Origin of the sequence: Enterobacter sp. S-33 (assembly GCF_028735835.1) — a bacterium.
In the GTDB taxonomy this organism is placed as follows: Bacteria; Pseudomonadota; Gammaproteobacteria; order Enterobacterales; family Enterobacteriaceae; genus Enterobacter; species Enterobacter vonholyi.
Genome location: NZ_CP117838.1, coordinates 996,525 through 1,013,180, shown reverse-complemented (window position 1 = coordinate 1,013,180; position 16,656 = coordinate 996,525). Strand labels below are relative to the sequence as shown.

Genomic DNA, 16,656 nt, shown 5'->3' with positions numbered 1-16,656 from the left:
CTTAATCCTGTAAGCGGGCGATCTCTTCGCCAAACTCTTTGATGTCTTCGAAGCTGCGGTAGACCGAGGCGAAGCGGATATAGGCGACCTTATCGAGCTTTTTCAACTGCTCCATCACCAGGTTGCCGATCATTTTGCTTGGCACTTCACGCTCACCCAAACCACGAAGGTAAGATTTTATGTGGTTTAACGCCATCTCCACGTCGTCCGCGCTGACGGGACGTTTTTCGAGGGCCTTCAGCATCCCGCTGCGCAGTTTCTCTTCGTTAAACGGCTCGCGCACGTCGTTACTTTTTACCACGCGCGGCATTACCAGCTCTGCAACCTCAAAGGTCGTGAAACGCTCGTTGCACACCAGACACTGCCGACGACGGCGTACGGATGACCCTTCGCCCACAAGACGAGAGTCGATGACTTTGGTATCCACAGCGGAGCAGAATGGGCAATGCATACGGTATCCCTGTTATCTGGTTAACTAATTTTCATTTTACCCTGATCTGGCCTGACAACAAAGGAAGAGCTTTTTGAGACAAAGGATCTATATCTCACATGATGATGCTGGCTAACATTAAGGCGATCCGTTATTTCAAGGAAATAAACGCAATGACAAGACGTTACCTGAAAATCTTGCTGGTGGGGAGCCTCTTCACCCTTAGCGCCTGTGCACAGCAAACCGAAGTCCGTCAGTTGAAACAGAGCGTCAATACGCTCAATACGGCGATGGACAAGCTGAACAAAGAAACGGTGAAAATCACCCAACAAAACGCGTTGAATGCCAAATCCAGCAGCGGAGTTTATCTGCTGCCGGGCGCGAATACGCCTGCGCGTCTCAATAGTCAGATCGGCACGCTAAAAATGTCTCTGGTGAATGTGGCGGCGAACGCCGATGGTACTCGCGCAACATTGCGCATTCAGGGCGAGTCCAACGATCCGCTTCCGGCCTTCAGCGGCACCGTCGAGTGGGGGCAGATCCAGGGCACAACGGAGAACTACCAGGAGGTGAACGTGAAGAATCAGCTCTTCACCGCCCCGGCCAGTGTTTTAGCACCAAGCGATGTGGATATTCCGCTTCAGTTAAGCGGCGTTACGCCGGAACAGTTAGGCTTTATCCGCATTCACGACATTCAACCCGCCGCGCACTAATCCCCTCCTTTTTAGCGGAGCGCAATGTCACTCCGCTAACATTTACATTTCGTATGGATTGGCAACATAAATGATTGCCGCTACAATCCCGCCCGTTTAAAGTACGCAAACGTGAACGCAATCGATTACGCGTGTGAGAAATATGTGAAACAACACATATTTTTGTGAGCAGGGATTCCTATAATAGGCACCGCAGAAACACGAAATATTTAGAAACGCAATTCGCGCATTTTTCACTCCCGAAAGGGAATTTCAATCAGTGGCATGATTATGAAAAAAACATTACTCGCAGCTGGCGCCGTGCTGGCACTTTCTTCCTCTTTCACTGTTAACGCAGCGGAAAACGATAAACCACAATACCTCTCCGACTGGTGGCACCAGAGCGTTAACGTCGTCGGCAGCTACCACACCCGTTTCGGACCACAGATCCGCAACGATACCTACCTGGAGTACGAAGCATTCGCCAAGAAAGACTGGTTTGATTTCTACGGCTACATGGATGCACCGGTCTTCTTCGGCGGTAACTCTCAGGCAAAAGGTATCTGGAACCACGGTTCTCCGCTGTTCATGGAGATCGAGCCGCGCTTCTCCATCGACAAGCTGACCGGCACCGACCTCAGCTTCGGTCCGTTCAAAGAGTGGTACTTCGCGAACAACTATATCTACGACATGGGCCGCAACGAGTCTGGTCGTCAGAGCACCTGGTATATGGGTCTGGGTACCGATGTTGACACCGGCCTGCCAATGAGCCTGTCCCTGAACGTTTACGCGAAATACCAGTGGCAGAACTACGGTGCAGAAAACCAGAATGAGTGGGATGGCTACCGTTTCAAAGTGAAATACTTTGTACCAATCACTCAGCTGTGGGGCGGTAACCTGAGCTACATCGGCTTCACCAACTTCGACTGGGGTTCAGAACTGGGAGATAAGAGCGGTTACGCAGAGAACGGTATTAAACAGCGTACTAACGACTCCATCGCCTCCAGCCACATCCTGGCGCTGAACTACGATCACTGGCACTACTCTGTAGTGGCGCGTTACTGGCACAACGGCGGTCAGTGGAACGACGACGCCGACCTGAATTGGATGAAAGAAAACGTCCGTTCTACCGGTTGGGGTGGTTACCTGGTTGTAGGTTACAACTTCTAATCAGTGTGGGTTTCGCCCGGTGGCGCTACGCTTACCGGGCCTACGACCCAAATGTAGGCCGGGTAAGGCGTAGCCGCCACCCGGCCTTTTACTGCTTCACCTTCCGCAAAAAATCCGCCAGAGACCTGTCCGCGCTCTCGCTAAAACGCCTCTCCGTAGCCACAATATTGAGGCATCGGTCGAGCCGGAAACAGCGATAGTCATCGCGCCGTTCACACCACGCAGCCAGCAGCCAGCGCTCTCCCCAGAAGAATAGCCCCAGCGGCTGAACCTCGCGCTTTGAGAGCTGTCCTGCTTCATCACGGTAATGCAGCGCCAGCACGCGCTGGGCGGAAATCGCCTGATGAATCATGTCAAAATCGCTGCGGGAGTGGCTTTGCATGCAAAAGTCCGGGGCGTAGATCCGCGTCTGCTCCGCCTTTCGGCGGCTCTCCTCGGGCAGGATAGCCAGCACCTTCTCCTGAGCCGACTCCAGCTCGCGCGACAGCGATTCCCCACCCCAGGTTTTGAGCAGGCGAATCGCGACGATCAGCGCCTCGGACTCCTTATTTGTCAGCATCAGCGGCGGCAGGTCAAAGCCCGACATCAGCCGATATCCACTCCCCGCCTCACCTTCCACCGGCACGCCGGAAAGCGACAGGTCGCGGATATCGCGATATACCGTGCGCTCGGACACGCCAAGCCGGTCCGCGAGATGCGCTGCCGTTGTCAGACGCCTGCCCCGCAGGATCTGCACAATCTGAAACAAACGGTCAGCGCGTCGGGTCATATCTTTATCCGCTCTCAGGCAGGTTGATGGAGCCCGACGCGGTTGCCCTCGCTGTCGGTAAACAAGGCGATAGTGCCAATGCCATGCGGCAGTTCCAGCGGGCCAAACACGCACTCGCCGCCCGCAGAGGCGATGCGATCGAGCGTGGCCGCCAGATTGTCAGTATGCAGGTAAATAATAGCGCCCTGCAAAGACGGTGTAACGCCGTCAAATTTTGCCAGTGCGCCTCCGGTACCCGGATCCTCATGCGGGAAAACGGCCAGCTCCGCACAGTCCATTTTCTCGCGACGCAGCGCAAGCTGCATCACGGGCTCATAAAATTTGATGGCGCGATCCATATCCGAGACCGGAATTTCAAACCAGTTAATGACGCTTTTCATACATCCTCCTGCCTGTTGTTTGGGTTCAGAAGGAGTCTACGACAGGGCTCCTGACAGCATACTGTCAGGAGTGTTTGTCAGGAGCAGATAAAAAAAATCCCGGTCAACCGACCGGGATTTCGATAACGCGCTAAACGTCGCCTTACGGCAGAATGGACGGCTGATCCGCCCCTTCTTTCTCGACTTTCTGCTGGAGCAGGTGCTCGCGCTTCATGCCGAGTTTCAGTGCCAGGGCGGACGCAACGTAGATAGACGACGCCGTACCGATGGTGACACCAATCAGCATGGTCAGCGAGAAGCCTTCCAGTACCGGACCACCGAAGAGGAACAGCATCAGGATCACCATCAGGGTGGTACCGGATGTGATCAAGGTACGGTGCAGCGTCTGGGTCAACGACACGTTAAAGATCTCGTACGGCGTACCGCGACGGATCTTACGGAAGTTTTCACGGATACGGTCAGATACCACGATACTGTCGTTCAGCGAGTAACCGATAACGGACATCAGTGATGCCACGATCGTCAGGTCAATCTCAATGTGGAACAGCGACAGTATGCCCATGGTGATCACCACGTCGTGCGCCAGGGCGATAACCACACCGGCCGCCAGTCGCCACTCAAAGCGGAAACCGACGTACACCAGGATGGAGATCAGCGCCACCAGCAGCGCCATCGCGCCGGTCTGCGCCAGGTCAGCACCTACGCTTGGGCCGACGAACTCAATACGCTTAACCGCCGCGTTCTGGCTGGTTGTTTCGTTAATCACGCTAACAACCTTACTGCCCAGCTCCTGGCTGCCGTTGGCATCGTGCACCGGCGGCATACGTACCATAATGTCGCGGCTGCTGCCGAAGTTCTGCAGCAGCGGCTCTTCAAAGCCCGCTTTCTGCAGCGATTCGCGCATCTGGTCCATATCGACCGGTTTTTCCAGGGAGATTTCAATTACCGTACCACCGGTAAAATCGAGCCCCCAGTTAAAGCCTTTCACGCCCATAATGACGATGGACAGAATCAGCAGGAAACCTGAAATGCCGAAGGCCCAGTAGTCCCAGCGCATAAAGTCCCAGACTTTACGGCCGTGGTTCAATTGTTCAACAGTATATTCCTGTGCCACAACGCACTCCTCAGATAGACAGCTTTTTGACGCGCTTGCCGCCGTACAGCAGGTTCACGATGGCACGGGTGCCGACAATAGCGGTAAACATTGACGTTGCGACACCGATACCGGTTGTAATCGCAAAGCCTTTGATAGCGCCGGTACCCACTGCATACAGGATAAGAACCTTGATCAGTGTTGTTACGTTCGCATCGAAGATAGAGCTGAACGCGCCTTTATAACCTTCGTCAATCGCCTGCTGAACAGAACGACCGTTGCTCAACTCTTCTTTGATACGTTCGTTAATCAGTACGTTGGCGTCGACCGCCACCGCAAGGGTCAGAACGATACCCGCAATACCCGGCATGGTCAGCGTCGCCCCCGGCAGCAGGGACATGATGCCGATAATCAGCACCAGGTTCGCAATCAGCGCAGAGGTCGCAATCAGACCAAACTTCTTATAGAAGAAGATCATGAACAGAATAGAGACCACCAGACCGGCCAGACACGCTTCCAGGCCCTGCTGGATGTTTTGCATACCCAGAGTTGGACCAATGGTACGTTCTTCAACAATCTGAATTGGCGCAATCAGCGCACCGGCACGCAGCAGCAGGGAGAGCTGACGCGCTTCGTTCGGGTTGTTGATGCCGGTGATACGGAAGCTGTTACCCAGACGAGACTGGATATTGGCGATGTTAATCACCTCTTCCTCTTTCACCAGCACAGCACGACCGTTTGCATCTTTCTTACCGCTGTCTTTGTACTCCACGAACAGGGTTGCCATCGGTTTACCGATGTTGTCCTTGGTGAAGTTAGACATGATGTTACCACCCGCGCTATCGAGCGAGATGTTAACCTGCGGCTGGTTGTATTCGTCCTGGCTCGACGTGGAGTCGGTGATGTGATCACCGGTCAGAATCACGCGTTTGTACAGCACAACTGGCTGACCTTCGCGGGTCTGTTTCACTTCGGAGTCACCCGGAATACGGCCAGAAGCGGCAGCAGACTGGTCAACGTTGGTATTCACCAGACGGAATTCCAGGGTTGCGGTCGCACCCAGAATCTCTTTCGCACGCGCGGTGTCCTGAATACCCGGCAGTTCAACCACGATACGGTCAGCACCCTGACGCTGTACAAGCGGCTCGGCCACACCCAGTTGGTTTACACGGTTACGCAGAATGTTGATGTTCTGCTGAACGGCATATTCACGCGCTTCTTTCAGGCGCGCATCGGTCATCACCGCACGCAGCTGGTTGCTGCCCTGCGAGGAGATCACCAGGTCACGGTGACGTTGAGTCAGATAATCTACAGCCTGATCGCGCGCCGCGCTGTCGCGGAACGTGATGCTCATGCCGTAGTTATCTTCTTTACGCACGGTGGTGTAAGCGATGCCTTTATCACGCAGATCGCTGCGCAGGCTGTCGATATTCTGTTCCTGCAGCTTGCCGAGCGCGGTATCCATATCCACTTCCATCAGGAAGTGAACGCCGCCACGCAGGTCAAGACCGAGTTTCATTGGCTCTGCTTTCATCGCAGCCAGCCAACGCGGGGTTGCAGGGGCAAGGTTAAGCGCCACGACGTATTTGTCACCCAGCACGCCCATCAGCGCTTCGCGAGCGCGGAGCTGCGTGTCGGTGGTGTCGAAGCGAGCAAGAATTGCGCCCTCTTCCAGAGCCACAGACTTAGCGGTAATTTTTTCTTCTTGTAACGTTTTCTGGACCTGGATCAGCGTTTGCTCACTGGCGGCGACACCGCGCGCGCCAGTGATTTGAACAGCCGGATCCTCACCATACAGGTTGGGAAGCGCGTACAGCAGGCCGACGAGAATCACGACGACCAGCATGATGTACTTCCACAAAGGATAACGGTTTAACACGGCAGTTCCCTTTGGGAAAAGTTGGGATTACAGCGCCTTCATGGTGCCTTTCGGCAGAACGGCAGCTACGAAGTCACGTTTGATGACCACTTCAGTGGTGTCGTTCAGGGCGATAGCAATGTAGCCGTTTTCAGCCACTTTGGTTACGCGACCGACCAGACCACCGTTAGTCAGCACTTCATCGCCTTTCGCAATGGAGTTCATCAGGTTTTTGTGCTCTTTGGTGCGCTTCTGCTGTGGACGCAGGATCATGAAGTAGAAGATCAGACCGAACACAACCAGCATCAGAATCAGAGACATCGGGCTGCCCTGCGCTGGAGCACCTGTTGCCGCTACCGCATCAGAAATAAAAAAGCTCATTCAAATTCCCTCATTATTAAAATTAATCAACGTTCAACGGTGGAACATCCCGCCCCTGACGTTGGTAGAAATCGGTCACGAAGCTCTCTAATTTACCCTCTTCGATAGCCTTACGTAAACCAGCCATTAAGCGCTGATAATAACGAAGATTATGAATGGTATTGAGACGCGCGCCCAAAATCTCGTTGCAACGATCGAGATGATGCAGATACGCGCGAGAATAATTGCGACAGGTATAGCAATCGCACTCAGAATCGAGCGGGCTGGTGTCACTCTTATGCTTCGCGTTACGGATTTTCACCACGCCATCGGTAACGAACAAATGGCCGTTACGCGCGTTGCGGGTTGGCATGACGCAGTCGAACATATCAATGCCGCGGCGTACGCCTTCAACCAGATCTTCCGGTTTACCCACGCCCATCAGGTATCGTGGTTTATCCGCAGGGATTTGCGGGCAAACATGCTCCAGAATGCGGTGCATGTCTTCCTTCGGCTCACCTACAGCCAAACCGCCGACAGCGTAGCCATCAAAACCTATCTCTACCAGACCTTTAACCGAGATATCGCGTAAATCTTCGTAAACGCTGCCCTGGATAATGCCGAACAGCGCATTTTTGTTCTGCAGGGAGTCAAAGCGGTCACGGCTTCGCTTCGCCCAGCGCAGAGACATCTCCATTGAACGCTTGGCGTAATCCCAGTCTGCCGGGTATGGCGTACATTCGTCGAAGATCATCACGATATCAGAGCCGAGATCGTACTGAATCTCCATCGATTTTTCCGGATCGAGGAAAATCGGATCGCCGTTGATCGGGTTACGGAAGTGAACGCCCTGCTCGGTGATCTTACGGATATCGCCCAGGCTGAAGACCTGGAAGCCGCCGGAATCGGTCAGGATTGGGCCTTTCCACTGCATGAAATCGTGCAGATCGCCGTGGAGCTTCATGATCTCCTGACCCGGACGCAGCCAAAGGTGGAAGGTGTTGCCGAGGATAATCTGTGCGCCAGTGGCTTCTACTTCTTCCGGCGTCATCCCTTTTACGGTGCCGTACGTGCCCACAGGCATAAACGCGGGGGTTTCCACCACGCCGCGATCAAACACCAGGCGACCGCGACGCGCGCGACCGTCGGTGGTATCGAGTTCAAATTTCATTTTTTCTCCGACGTCAGAAAAACAGTCCAACGTTGTAAAACGGTGCCGCGGACTTATTCCCCGACACGCTCATTCAAAGCCTGCGGATTGTACGTGATAAACATCGCGTCCCCGTAGCTAAAAAAGCGATATTTTTGTTCTACCGCAGACTTGTAGGCCGCCATAGTGTGCTGATAACCAGCAAACGCGGAAACCAGCATAATCAGCGTCGATTCAGGCAGATGGAAGTTGGTCACCAGCGCGTCAATTACTTTGTACTGATAGCCCGGGTAGATAAAGATCTGCGTATCGCCAAAGAACGGCTCGATAAGACCGTTTTTAGCCGCCTGCGCGGCGCTCTCGAGTGAGCGCACGGACGTAGTACCAACCGCCACGACGCGGCTGCCGCGCGCTTTCGCCGCCAGCACCGCGTCCACCACGTCCTGAGGCACTTCAGCATACTCAGAGTGCATGATGTGATCTTCAATGCTGTCCACGCGCACCGGCTGGAAGGTACCCGCGCCGACGTGGAGCGTCACGAACGCCATCTCAATGCCCTTCGCGCGCAGTTTCTCCAGCAGCGGCTCATCAAAATGCAGGCCCGCGGTCGGCGCAGCGACAGCGCCAGGCTTCTGGCTGTAGACGGTCTGGTACAGCTCGCGGTCAGCCTCTTCGTCCGGACGCTCAATATACGGCGGCAGCGGCATGTGGCCGATGGCGTTCAGGATATCGAGCACCGTACGTTCGTCGTTGAACTCCACCTCGAACAGCGCGTCGTGGCGCGCGGTCATGGTCGCTTTGATGCTCTCATCATCGCCCAGCAGCAGCTCCGCGCCCGGCTTTGGCGCCTTAGATGCGCGAATATGTGCCAGAATACGTTTATCATCGAGCATACGTTCGACCAGCACTTCAATCTTGCCTCCGCTGGCTTTACGGCCGAACAGGCGCGCCGGGATCACGCGGGTATTGTTAAAGACCAGCAGATCGCCAGGGTTGAGCTTGTCGAGCAAATCGGTGAAAGTACCGTGCGTCAGCTCGCCCGTTGGCCCATCCAGTGACAGTAAGCGACAGCTGCTGCGCTCAGGCATGGGATAGTGAGCAATCAGGGATTCAGGTAGTTCAAAGGAGAAATCGGCGACGCGCATGACGTATACTCGTGACTTAAAAACAGGCGGCATAGTCTAGTGCTCACACCCTTTTGCTGCAACAACTAGCCGCCCCCGGACAAATAAAACGCATGAATTTTCTCGCTCACCTGCATCTCGCGCACCTTGCTGACAGTTCCCTCTCGGGCAATTTGCTGGCCGATTTCGTACGCGGTAATCCCGCAGAAGACTACTCCCCTGAGGTTGTCGACGGGATTTTTATGCACCGCCGCATCGACGTGCTGACGGATAAACTGCCGGAAGTGACGGAAGCCAAAGCGTGGTTCCGCCCTGAAACGCGCCGCGTTGCGCCGATCACGCTTGACGTGATGTGGGATCACTTCCTGTCGCGCCACTGGGCACAGCTCTCGCCGGAGCTACCCCTGCCAGAATTTGTGCGCTATGCCCACCAGCAGGTGTCGATCATTCTGCCCGACTCGCCGCCGCGCTTTGTGAATCTGAACAACTATCTGTGGTCGGAACGCTGGCTGGAGCGCTATCGCGAGATGGACTTCATCCAGAACGTGTTGAACGGGATGGCGAGCCGTCGCCCGCGCCTGGATGCGCTGCGGGATTCCTGGTATGACCTGGATGAACATTACGATGCGCTGGAGACCCGCTTCTGGCAGTTTTACCCGCGCATGATGGTGCAGGCGAAAAACAAACAGCTTTAAATACACGTCATCCTTCAAGCTGCCTCTGCGTTGGCTACGTCTGCTCACCCCAGTCACTTACTTCAGTAAGCTCCTGGGGATTCCCAGACTTGCCGCCTTGATGCAACTTGAATGATTTTGTGTATAAAAATGACATTGATAGGTAAAAGCTGGCGGAACGATTGTCACCACCTCTTTGTCTTATCGATGCACACTCTCTATACTGGCTCGCGTTGCGTTCCAAATAACCTTAGTATCTACAGGAGAATCATATGGTTCTGGTAACTCGTCCGGCTCCGGATTTTACAGCTGCAGCAGTTCTGGGCAACGGTGAAATCGTTGAAAACTTCAACTTCAAACAGCACACCAACGGTAAAGCGACCGTTCTGTTCTTCTGGCCAATGGACTTCACTTTCGTTTGCCCGTCTGAGCTGATCGCGTTCGACAAACGTTATGAAGAATTCCAGAAGCGTGGCGTGGAAGTTGTTGGCGTCTCCTTCGACTCTGAGTTTGTACACAACGCATGGCGTAACACCCCTGTCGACAAAGGCGGCATCGGTGCGGTGAAATACGCAATGGTTGCGGACATCAAACGCGAAATCCAGCAGGCTTACGGTATCGAACATCCGGACGCTGGCGTTGCGCTGCGCGGTTCCTTCCTGATCGACGCGAACGGCATCGTTCGTCACCAGGTTGTGAACGATCTGCCGCTGGGTCGTAACATCGACGAAATGCTGCGCATGGTTGACGCGCTGCAGTTCCACGAAGAGCACGGCGAAGTGTGCCCGGCTCAGTGGGAAAAAGGTAAAGAAGGTATGGCTGCTTCCCCAGACGGCGTAGCTAAATACCTGTCTGAGAACGTATCCAGCCTGTAATCGGCACGGTTTACGAAAAAGGCCCGCTTATGCGGGCCTTTTTTTATGCCTTACGCTGCGTCTCTCGCCAGATGCGCCAGGCCATGCCCGCCAGCAGGATCACGCCCGCAATCAGTACGCCCCATACCAGCAGGGCGTTCAGCCAGCTCGCCCGCTCAGCTGCAGAGGTGGCGTTCAGCCGCCCCTCGCCGCCCAACGCGACATCATCCACAATATCGGCCTGCGGCAGGTTCGCCATATCATAGGTCTTGCGCAGGTCGGCTGGGATCAGCATGTCAGGCTCCACGCTGGCAGGCTTTGCGGCACCGTTGCCCCATGCGAGGACGTACGGCGCTTTCCCCTGCGCGTTGAACACAAGATCATAGCGGTCGCGATGCCCCGTAACGCTCGGCAGGTATTCTGGCAGTCGCGCATTCAGCGTCGTGATTTTCACTGCCTGCACCAGGCCCCCGCTAAGCGAAACCGGTCCGGACGTTTTCCCCTCCAGACGGTAAATAACCTCTTTCTTCAGGGGGTGCCATGCCTCTTTTTCGGTACTCCGCCACGCGATCTCCACGGGAAGAACGCCATCGCCGTTCAGCGAGATGCTGACAGCACTCAGCGGCTGCGGGCGCGCCCAGCGCCACTGAGCTTCACTTGTCGATAGCTGCTCACCTTCCCCTTCAAGACTAATCTCTTCCGGGGCCGTCTGGGCAGGTGCGCTGATTGCGTTTACGCCGGTCAACGTTACCCCCTGGCTCTGCGTATTCAGCACCACCATGAGATAGCGATTCGCATCGGGAGATAAAACCGTATCGGTATCGAGCCGATCGAGCTTAAGACGATCCTGACCGCTGACGACGTCCAGCAGCGGCATATCCTCGCGCAGGGTATACCACCGCTTGAGATCCTCGCTGTAATAGACCGACGCCGTTCCCTGCCACGGCGTCTCATGGGTATTCCAGAGGAGCTGCAGCTGGGATATGACCAGTTCACCCGTCGTCTGCTCCGGCAGGGTCAGTAGGTAATGTTGCCCGGCCGCAGCGGCTTTTTGCCCCTCCAGCACAATCTCAATGCCGTTTCGGGATCGGAGCCGGATCTTATCGCTGTCACCGGCGTCTGAGGCAGCCGCGAGCGGCGAGGCGTCAAGCGGAAAGAGGCGCAGCGCCGTGGATTGCGCTGTCGCCTGCGGGCGCGTCGCGGCGATCAGGCTAAAGGGAACCGGCTCACCCGACTGGTTAAAGACGCGGACATCGTGCAGATCCGGCGACGTGCTTTGCTCATAGACGGCAAGCGGCAGCATTACCCGATACCACCGGGAAGGAACGGACGTGTCGAGTGAACGACCAAAGGCATAGTCACGGGGCGATTCCGTTGGTACTTCGTCGCAGAACGCCGGGCCGGAAAGCGCCAGCAGCGCGGTACACGCAACCGCTTTCATCCATTTCATTTTTCATCTCCTGTTTTTGGCGGTAGCGGCGAGAAATAGCCCACTATCAGTACCAATATCGCCACGCCGATAAACGCCACCGCGCGCGACAGACCGCCTCCGCCCGCGCTGTCCACCAGCATCAGTTTCACCATCACCACACCCAGCAGCGCGGCACCGCAAAGCCACTCCTGCCGGGAAGCCTTGCGGGTGGCATGGATCATGACCACCAGCGCGCTCAACATCCAGAACAGGGCAAAGCTTGTCTGGATCAGCCGCGAATCCCACAGCGATGCCATATTCCAGGCCACGTCGCCGTACCAGGCCAGGGCGCGCATCAGCACACCGTTTAGCCACCAGAAGCCAAACGCCATAATCGCGACGGCAGGCCACGGGCGCGCTTGCGCAAGCCATGACGGGTAGTAGCGATCCACCACCCAATAAAAGACCACCAGCCCCAGCAAGGCGAACGCAGCACCTTCCTCGAGCGGGTTCACCAGCGGCAGCCAGGTCTGACGATAGACCACGCCGTCCTGGAAATTGGTCACCACCAGCAATACCAGCAGCGCCACGACGACAGGGATCGATGCCAGACACGCATAGAGCGCAGGCCACTCCCGGAACGGCCACACGCGACGCCGTACGGCTGCAGAAAGCGCCATAATCACCCCGCCGCCTGCGGCCATCGCTAATCCGCTTCCCCAGGCCGCCATTCCCCACGGCAGAGACCGGGCAAACCAGTAAAGCTCCGCGGCCAGCGCCAGCAAAATCATCCAGAACAGCGACAAATGCAGCCCCATCGCGATGCGCGGCAGGAGTCTTTCACCATCGCGCCGCAACAGCATTAGCGCGGCAGGAAGCGCAACGCACCAGGCCAGGTTTGACCAGCCGGCGGTAACGATCTGCTGATGCCAGAGCTGATAACCCACCATCAGCAGCATAACCGGCCACAGCAGCCATTTGCTGGCATCCAGCTCCCGCCACGTCAGGCTAGCAGCCACCTGCCGCCAGCCCCAGACCGACGCCGCCGTCAGCGCCAGCACGCCCGCCAGAATCGGTAATTCCTTCGTCAGTACCAGCTGCGACGCGCCCAGCTGCGCCACTATCCAGAACAGCAGCCCGCCTGCCAGTAGCGCCCAGCTGACCGGCAGAAAGAGATTCCGCCACAGCCAGGCCGCAGCCAGCCAGCAAAGGCTGAGGATGGCGAAGATGAGGAACAGGCTCAGCGCCGTAACGCCGTCCGTTTGTGCCCACAGCGCGCTGCCGAGCGCCAGCACCAGCAGCGCCGTCCCGCTATAGCTCATGCGACGCTGATGCTGCTGCACGCCCAGCCAGAGAATCCCCAGCCCCTCCAGCGCCCAGGCCATCGCCGTCCAGCGCGCCGACAGCGCCAGCGGAATGGCGAGCGTGGCAAACCCGCCGCCGATCGCCAGCGCCGCCATGACCAGCGGTCGTCCGAGGGAGGGATAGCGACGCAGCGCGAGGTATGCGAGGGTGAGATAAAATGCTCCGTATCCCAGCGCGCTCAGCGCCGGGCCATATTCCCAGTGTCGGGTCATGCCGTACTGCATCCCGAAGCCGATCAGCGGCGGGGCGAACAGCAGCACGCCGTCGATAATCTGCTTCCCTTTCTCCTGCGCCCGCAGCGACAGCGCCACGCTCAGCACGCCGAATATCAGCGTATTGGCAATCAGGAACAGCTGGCAGATCCAATAGTCTTCGGGCTGGTAGTCATTCAGCCCCCACAGGCCGCCCACGCCGAACGTGAACAGCAGCCCGAGCAGGTTCAGCTCGCGCCAGTGCTGCCAGATGCTGATCGCGAGAATGCCGATGGACAGCAGAAGATAGAAAGAGAACAGCGCGACAAAGCTGCCGCCCCCGGTAGATAAGAGCAGCGGCGCGAGATATCCGCCAAGGCTCGCCAGCATGGCCAGGCTCAGCGCCTTCTGCAGCACCGCCAGCCCGACGCTCGCCGCGCAAATCACCACCAGCAGCGTAAAGGCCAGCGTCATCGGCAACATTTGCCAGAGCCGAAATGCACCAAACACCGTCAGGTATAGCACGCCGGTCGCCCCGCCCTGGAGGATCAGCGCATAGACGCGCTGCCTGTGCCGCACCCGCCACCCAATCGCCAGCAGAATAACGGCAAACAGCGCCGTTGCCACGAGGCGCAGCTCAAGCGGGAACAGGGAATGTTCGACGGTATAGCGCAGCAGGAAAGAGAGGCCGAGGAAGAGCAGCAGAATGCCCAGCTTCGCCAGCGGATTGCCCTGCATGAACCAGCGCGCCAGCGACGTCAGGATGCCGCCAAAGGCTGAAGGCTGTTTTGCCGCTGGCGCAGGCGCCAGAGCGGGTTCTGCCACGGAAGCGGAAATATCGGGGCGCCAGGGGTCAGCAGCCGCGGGAGCTTCCTCCACTATCGGCGCGGTAACAGCCTCCGGCGCGGCGGTCTGCACCGGTTCCGGCGCGTTCTCAGACACGCCGCGGTGCTCAAGCGCCTCAATGCGCTGGCGCAGCAGGGCTATCTCCTGCCGCGCTGCCGTACTTCGGTTAAACCCGATAACCGCAAGCACGGGCGCAACCAGCAGCGCAAATACCAGGAACAAACAGCCAAGGATGTAAAGCTCGTCCATGTTTCCACCTTCACCGTAAACGATCCGTTAAGATTGACACAAATCGTTGCATTTGCGCCATCTTAAAAGGTGGAAACATTAGCAGGTCTTAACTGCCGAACCAGATCGTCGCGGATACCGCAGGCAGCGCCAGCACGCCGTCCTGTATCGTCGCCTTGCCCTCTTTATTCTTCCACGCCGCCACCTTCAGCAGCGGTGAATCATCCAGCACCACTTCGCACGCCTCGCCCCGGTTAACGGCCACCAGCACGCGCTGCTGATTGTAGACGCGAGCAAACACCACCACGTTATCGTGCGCATAGACCACCTGACAGCCGCCGTAGCGCAGGGCAAGGCTCTGCTTACGCAGCTTCGCCAGGCGCTGATACAGGCTGAACAGCACCTTGTCCTGCTTCTCTGGCTCCCACGGGAAGGTTTTGCGGCAGAACGGATCGTTGTTGCCGTCCAGCCCCACCTCGTCTCCGTAGTAGATGCACGGCACGCCCGGCCAGGTGAAGAGCCAGGTGACCGCCAGCGGCAGACGCGCGACATCCTTGCCCAGCAGGGATTTAAAGCGCGCGGTATCGTGGCTATCGAGCTGGTTAAACATCCGCAGCTGCTGCTGATGCGACAGCCCGGCGCGGTAGTTCTCCATCCACGCCATGCAGGTTTCCGCGTCGATATGATTTGGATCGTAGGAGATATCGGTGTTGGCGAGGAATCCCCACAGCGGGAAGGTAAAGCCGCGATAGTTCATCGCCGCATCTTCCGCATCGTTCTGCAGCCACTGGCGCGCGTCACCAAAGTGCTCGCCAAAAACGAACGCCTCCGGCTGGGCCGCTTTCGCCGAGCGAGTGATCCCGGCGACGTGCTGAAGGTTATTCCGCGCTCCGCCCGCTTCACCGAGCATATGCACCACGTCCAGGCGCCAGCCGTCCATATTCCATGGTGCCTTAAGCCAGTGGCGCACGATGCTGTCTTCCCCGCCGTAAATCTCGTTCACCAGAGACGGCGACTGGAAATCCAGCTTCGGCAGGCTTGGGTAACCCAGCCAGTCCAGCGCACGCCCCTCCTCGTTAAAGCTGTACCAGTCGCGCTGCGGCGAGTCCGGGTTATGACATGCCCCGCCCATCGACTGGTTATGCCGGTCAAACCACGTATGCGAATCTCCGCTGTGGTTGAACACGCCGTCCAGAATCAGGCGCATGCCTTCGTTTTGAGTGTTCTTACGCAGGCGCAGCAGCGCCTCGTCACCGCCAAACTGCGCGTCAACGTGGCGATAATCTTCGGTATCGTACTTGTGTACGCTCGGGGCTTTAAATACCGGGTTGAGATACAGCGCCGTCACGCCGAGTTTTTTCAGGTACGGCAGCTTTTCGCTGATGCCGTCGAGATCGCCGCCGTAGAAGGTCGATCCGCCCGCCTGCGCGGTTAACGGCTCGTCCCACGCTTTCAGAATAATGTCATGACCCGCCGCATGGTGGTGATAGATCTTATCCTGGTCGGCAGTGCGCTTTTCGCTGCGCGCAAAACGGTCCGGGAAAATCTGGTAAAAGACCTGATCGTTAACCCACTGCGGGCCGTTATCCGGGTAATCGACCGCAAACTGTTCCAGCCGTGCGGGCGGGAAACGGCTAAACCCCTGCGGGGTAAACCACAGCTGACGGTTGTTCCACAAAAGCTTAAAGCTGTAGCGGCGGCGAGGCTGCCCGCTGCGCAGGTCGATATTCACCCGCCAGGCCGTGATGCCAGGCTGCGGCTGGCTGCGCAGCTTGTGCATTTTCAACCCGGTCTCTTCGTTATCGATTTCGGCGCGGAGCGTCACGCGTTCAGGCTGGTTTTCACCCGCCAGCCAGAGCGTAATCACCAGGTTGTCTTTGTTTTGCTTAACAAATGGGGCAACCGGAAGGTGCCAGGCATTTAACATCACGAATCCCCTTTGATGAAATTGACGTCACCTTGCCACAGGGTGGTTAAGGATAGCTCACCATGATGGGATTTATTGGGGGAGGAGGACGGGGGAGGAGGCACCAGTGCAGCCTGATGCCCTCATCCCAACCC

Annotated in this window: 15 protein-coding genes; 4 read left to right on the top strand and 11 right to left on the bottom strand. The window is 57.1% G+C overall.

The features are described from left to right. Position 1: 1 nt before the first annotated feature. Positions 2-451: a transcriptional regulator NrdR gene (gene nrdR, locus PUP35_RS04685; RefSeq protein ID WP_008503337.1), complete on the bottom strand. Its 450-nt coding sequence runs from the start codon at positions 449-451 to the stop codon at positions 2-4. Between the two features lie 152 nt (positions 452-603). Here nrdR and PUP35_RS04680 point away from each other — a divergent pair, with 152 nt between their 5' ends. Continuing rightward, a complete protein-coding gene (locus tag PUP35_RS04680) occupies positions 604-1,143 on the top strand; it encodes a DUF3251 domain-containing protein (protein ID WP_111963494.1) in 540 nt (179 codons plus the stop codon). Between the two features lie 270 nt (positions 1,144-1,413). Then, positions 1,414-2,292: a nucleoside-specific channel-forming protein Tsx gene (locus PUP35_RS04675; protein ID WP_111963496.1), complete on the top strand. Its 879-nt coding sequence runs from the start codon at positions 1,414-1,416 to the stop codon at positions 2,290-2,292. Positions 2,293-2,380: 88 nt separating this feature from the next. On the opposite strand, the gene PUP35_RS04670 is transcribed toward PUP35_RS04675, so the two are convergent. From PUP35_RS04670 to queA, 7 genes are all read right to left on the bottom strand, one after another. After that, positions 2,381-3,061: a helix-turn-helix transcriptional regulator gene (locus PUP35_RS04670; protein WP_111963426.1), complete on the bottom strand. Its 681-nt coding sequence runs from the start codon at positions 3,059-3,061 to the stop codon at positions 2,381-2,383. 14 nt (positions 3,062-3,075) lie between these two features. Next, a complete protein-coding gene (locus PUP35_RS04665) occupies positions 3,076-3,441 on the bottom strand; it encodes a VOC family protein (protein ID WP_111963427.1) in 366 nt (121 codons plus the stop codon). A 142-nt stretch (positions 3,442-3,583) separates the two neighbouring features. Continuing rightward, a complete protein-coding gene (gene secF, locus PUP35_RS04660; protein ID WP_008503342.1) occupies positions 3,584-4,555 on the bottom strand; it encodes a protein translocase subunit SecF in 972 nt (323 codons plus the stop codon). 10 nt (positions 4,556-4,565) lie between these two features. Then, on the bottom strand, positions 4,566-6,413 hold the full coding sequence (secD, locus tag PUP35_RS04655) for a protein translocase subunit SecD (protein WP_071957349.1): 1,848 nt from the start codon (positions 6,411-6,413) through the stop codon (positions 4,566-4,568). 27 nt (positions 6,414-6,440) lie between these two features. Next, the gene (gene yajC, locus PUP35_RS04650; RefSeq protein WP_003859109.1) at positions 6,441-6,773 is read right to left on the bottom strand and encodes a preprotein translocase subunit YajC; all 333 of its coding nucleotides are present in this window, start codon (positions 6,771-6,773) and stop codon (positions 6,441-6,443) included. A 22-nt stretch (positions 6,774-6,795) separates the two neighbouring features. Next, entirely contained in the window at positions 6,796-7,923 is a 1,128-nt protein-coding gene (gene tgt, locus PUP35_RS04645; protein WP_003859110.1) for a tRNA guanosine(34) transglycosylase Tgt, read from the bottom strand. Positions 7,924-7,976: 53 nt separating this feature from the next. Further along, the gene (gene queA / locus PUP35_RS04640; protein WP_274242223.1) at positions 7,977-9,047 is read right to left on the bottom strand and encodes a tRNA preQ1(34) S-adenosylmethionine ribosyltransferase-isomerase QueA; all 1,071 of its coding nucleotides are present in this window, start codon (positions 9,045-9,047) and stop codon (positions 7,977-7,979) included. A 92-nt stretch (positions 9,048-9,139) separates the two neighbouring features. Between queA and acpH the strand changes: the two genes are divergently transcribed. Both acpH and PUP35_RS04630 read left to right on the top strand, forming a co-directional pair. Then, a complete protein-coding gene (gene acpH, locus PUP35_RS04635; protein ID WP_115874336.1) occupies positions 9,140-9,721 on the top strand; it encodes an ACP phosphodiesterase in 582 nt (193 codons plus the stop codon). 251 nt (positions 9,722-9,972) lie between these two features. Continuing rightward, entirely contained in the window at positions 9,973-10,575 is a 603-nt protein-coding gene (locus PUP35_RS04630) for a peroxiredoxin (RefSeq protein WP_008503347.1), read from the top strand. Positions 10,576-10,618: 43 nt separating this feature from the next. Here the strand turns inward: PUP35_RS04630 and PUP35_RS04625 are convergent, their stop codons facing one another. From PUP35_RS04625 to malZ, 3 genes are all read right to left on the bottom strand, one after another. Continuing rightward, positions 10,619-12,004 carry a DUF3999 domain-containing protein gene (locus PUP35_RS04625; RefSeq protein WP_115874335.1) on the bottom strand — a complete coding sequence of 462 codons (1,386 nt, stop codon included), beginning with the start codon at positions 12,002-12,004 and terminating at the stop codon, positions 10,619-10,621. Further along, a complete protein-coding gene (locus PUP35_RS04620; RefSeq protein WP_274242222.1) occupies positions 12,001-14,616 on the bottom strand; it encodes a DUF2339 domain-containing protein in 2,616 nt (871 codons plus the stop codon). Before PUP35_RS04620 ends, PUP35_RS04625 begins: the two co-directional genes overlap by 4 nt. An 88-nt stretch (positions 14,617-14,704) precedes the next feature. Continuing rightward, positions 14,705-16,522 (bottom strand): maltodextrin glucosidase, encoded by a 1,818-nt coding sequence (gene malZ / locus PUP35_RS04615; protein ID WP_127729753.1) that lies wholly within the window; start codon positions 16,520-16,522, stop codon positions 14,705-14,707. Positions 16,523-16,656 lie beyond the last annotated feature (134 nt).

Coding starts and splice junctions, on each gene's coding strand:
- nrdR (WP_008503337.1), bottom strand. CDS start 451: ATGCATTGCCCATTCTGCTCCGCTGTGGATACCAAAGTCATCGACTCT.
- acpH (WP_115874336.1), top strand. CDS start 9,140: ATGAATTTTCTCGCTCACCTGCATCTCGCGCACCTTGCTGACAGTTCC.
- PUP35_RS04670 (WP_111963426.1), bottom strand. CDS start 3,061: ATGACCCGACGCGCTGACCGTTTGTTTCAGATTGTGCAGATCCTGCGG.
- PUP35_RS04620 (WP_274242222.1), bottom strand. CDS start 14,616: ATGGACGAGCTTTACATCCTTGGCTGTTTGTTCCTGGTATTTGCGCTG.
- PUP35_RS04625 (WP_115874335.1), bottom strand. CDS start 12,004: ATGAAATGGATGAAAGCGGTTGCGTGTACCGCGCTGCTGGCGCTTTCC.
- yajC (WP_003859109.1), bottom strand. CDS start 6,773: ATGAGCTTTTTTATTTCTGATGCGGTAGCGGCAACAGGTGCTCCAGCG.
- PUP35_RS04630 (WP_008503347.1), top strand. CDS start 9,973: ATGGTTCTGGTAACTCGTCCGGCTCCGGATTTTACAGCTGCAGCAGTT.
- PUP35_RS04665 (WP_111963427.1), bottom strand. CDS start 3,441: ATGAAAAGCGTCATTAACTGGTTTGAAATTCCGGTCTCGGATATGGAT.
- PUP35_RS04680 (WP_111963494.1), top strand. CDS start 604: ATGACAAGACGTTACCTGAAAATCTTGCTGGTGGGGAGCCTCTTCACC.
- malZ (WP_127729753.1), bottom strand. CDS start 16,522: ATGTTAAATGCCTGGCACCTTCCGGTTGCCCCATTTGTTAAGCAAAAC.
- queA (WP_274242223.1), bottom strand. CDS start 9,047: ATGCGCGTCGCCGATTTCTCCTTTGAACTACCTGAATCCCTGATTGCT.
- tgt (WP_003859110.1), bottom strand. CDS start 7,923: ATGAAATTTGAACTCGATACCACCGACGGTCGCGCGCGTCGCGGTCGC.
- PUP35_RS04675 (WP_111963496.1), top strand. CDS start 1,414: ATGAAAAAAACATTACTCGCAGCTGGCGCCGTGCTGGCACTTTCTTCC.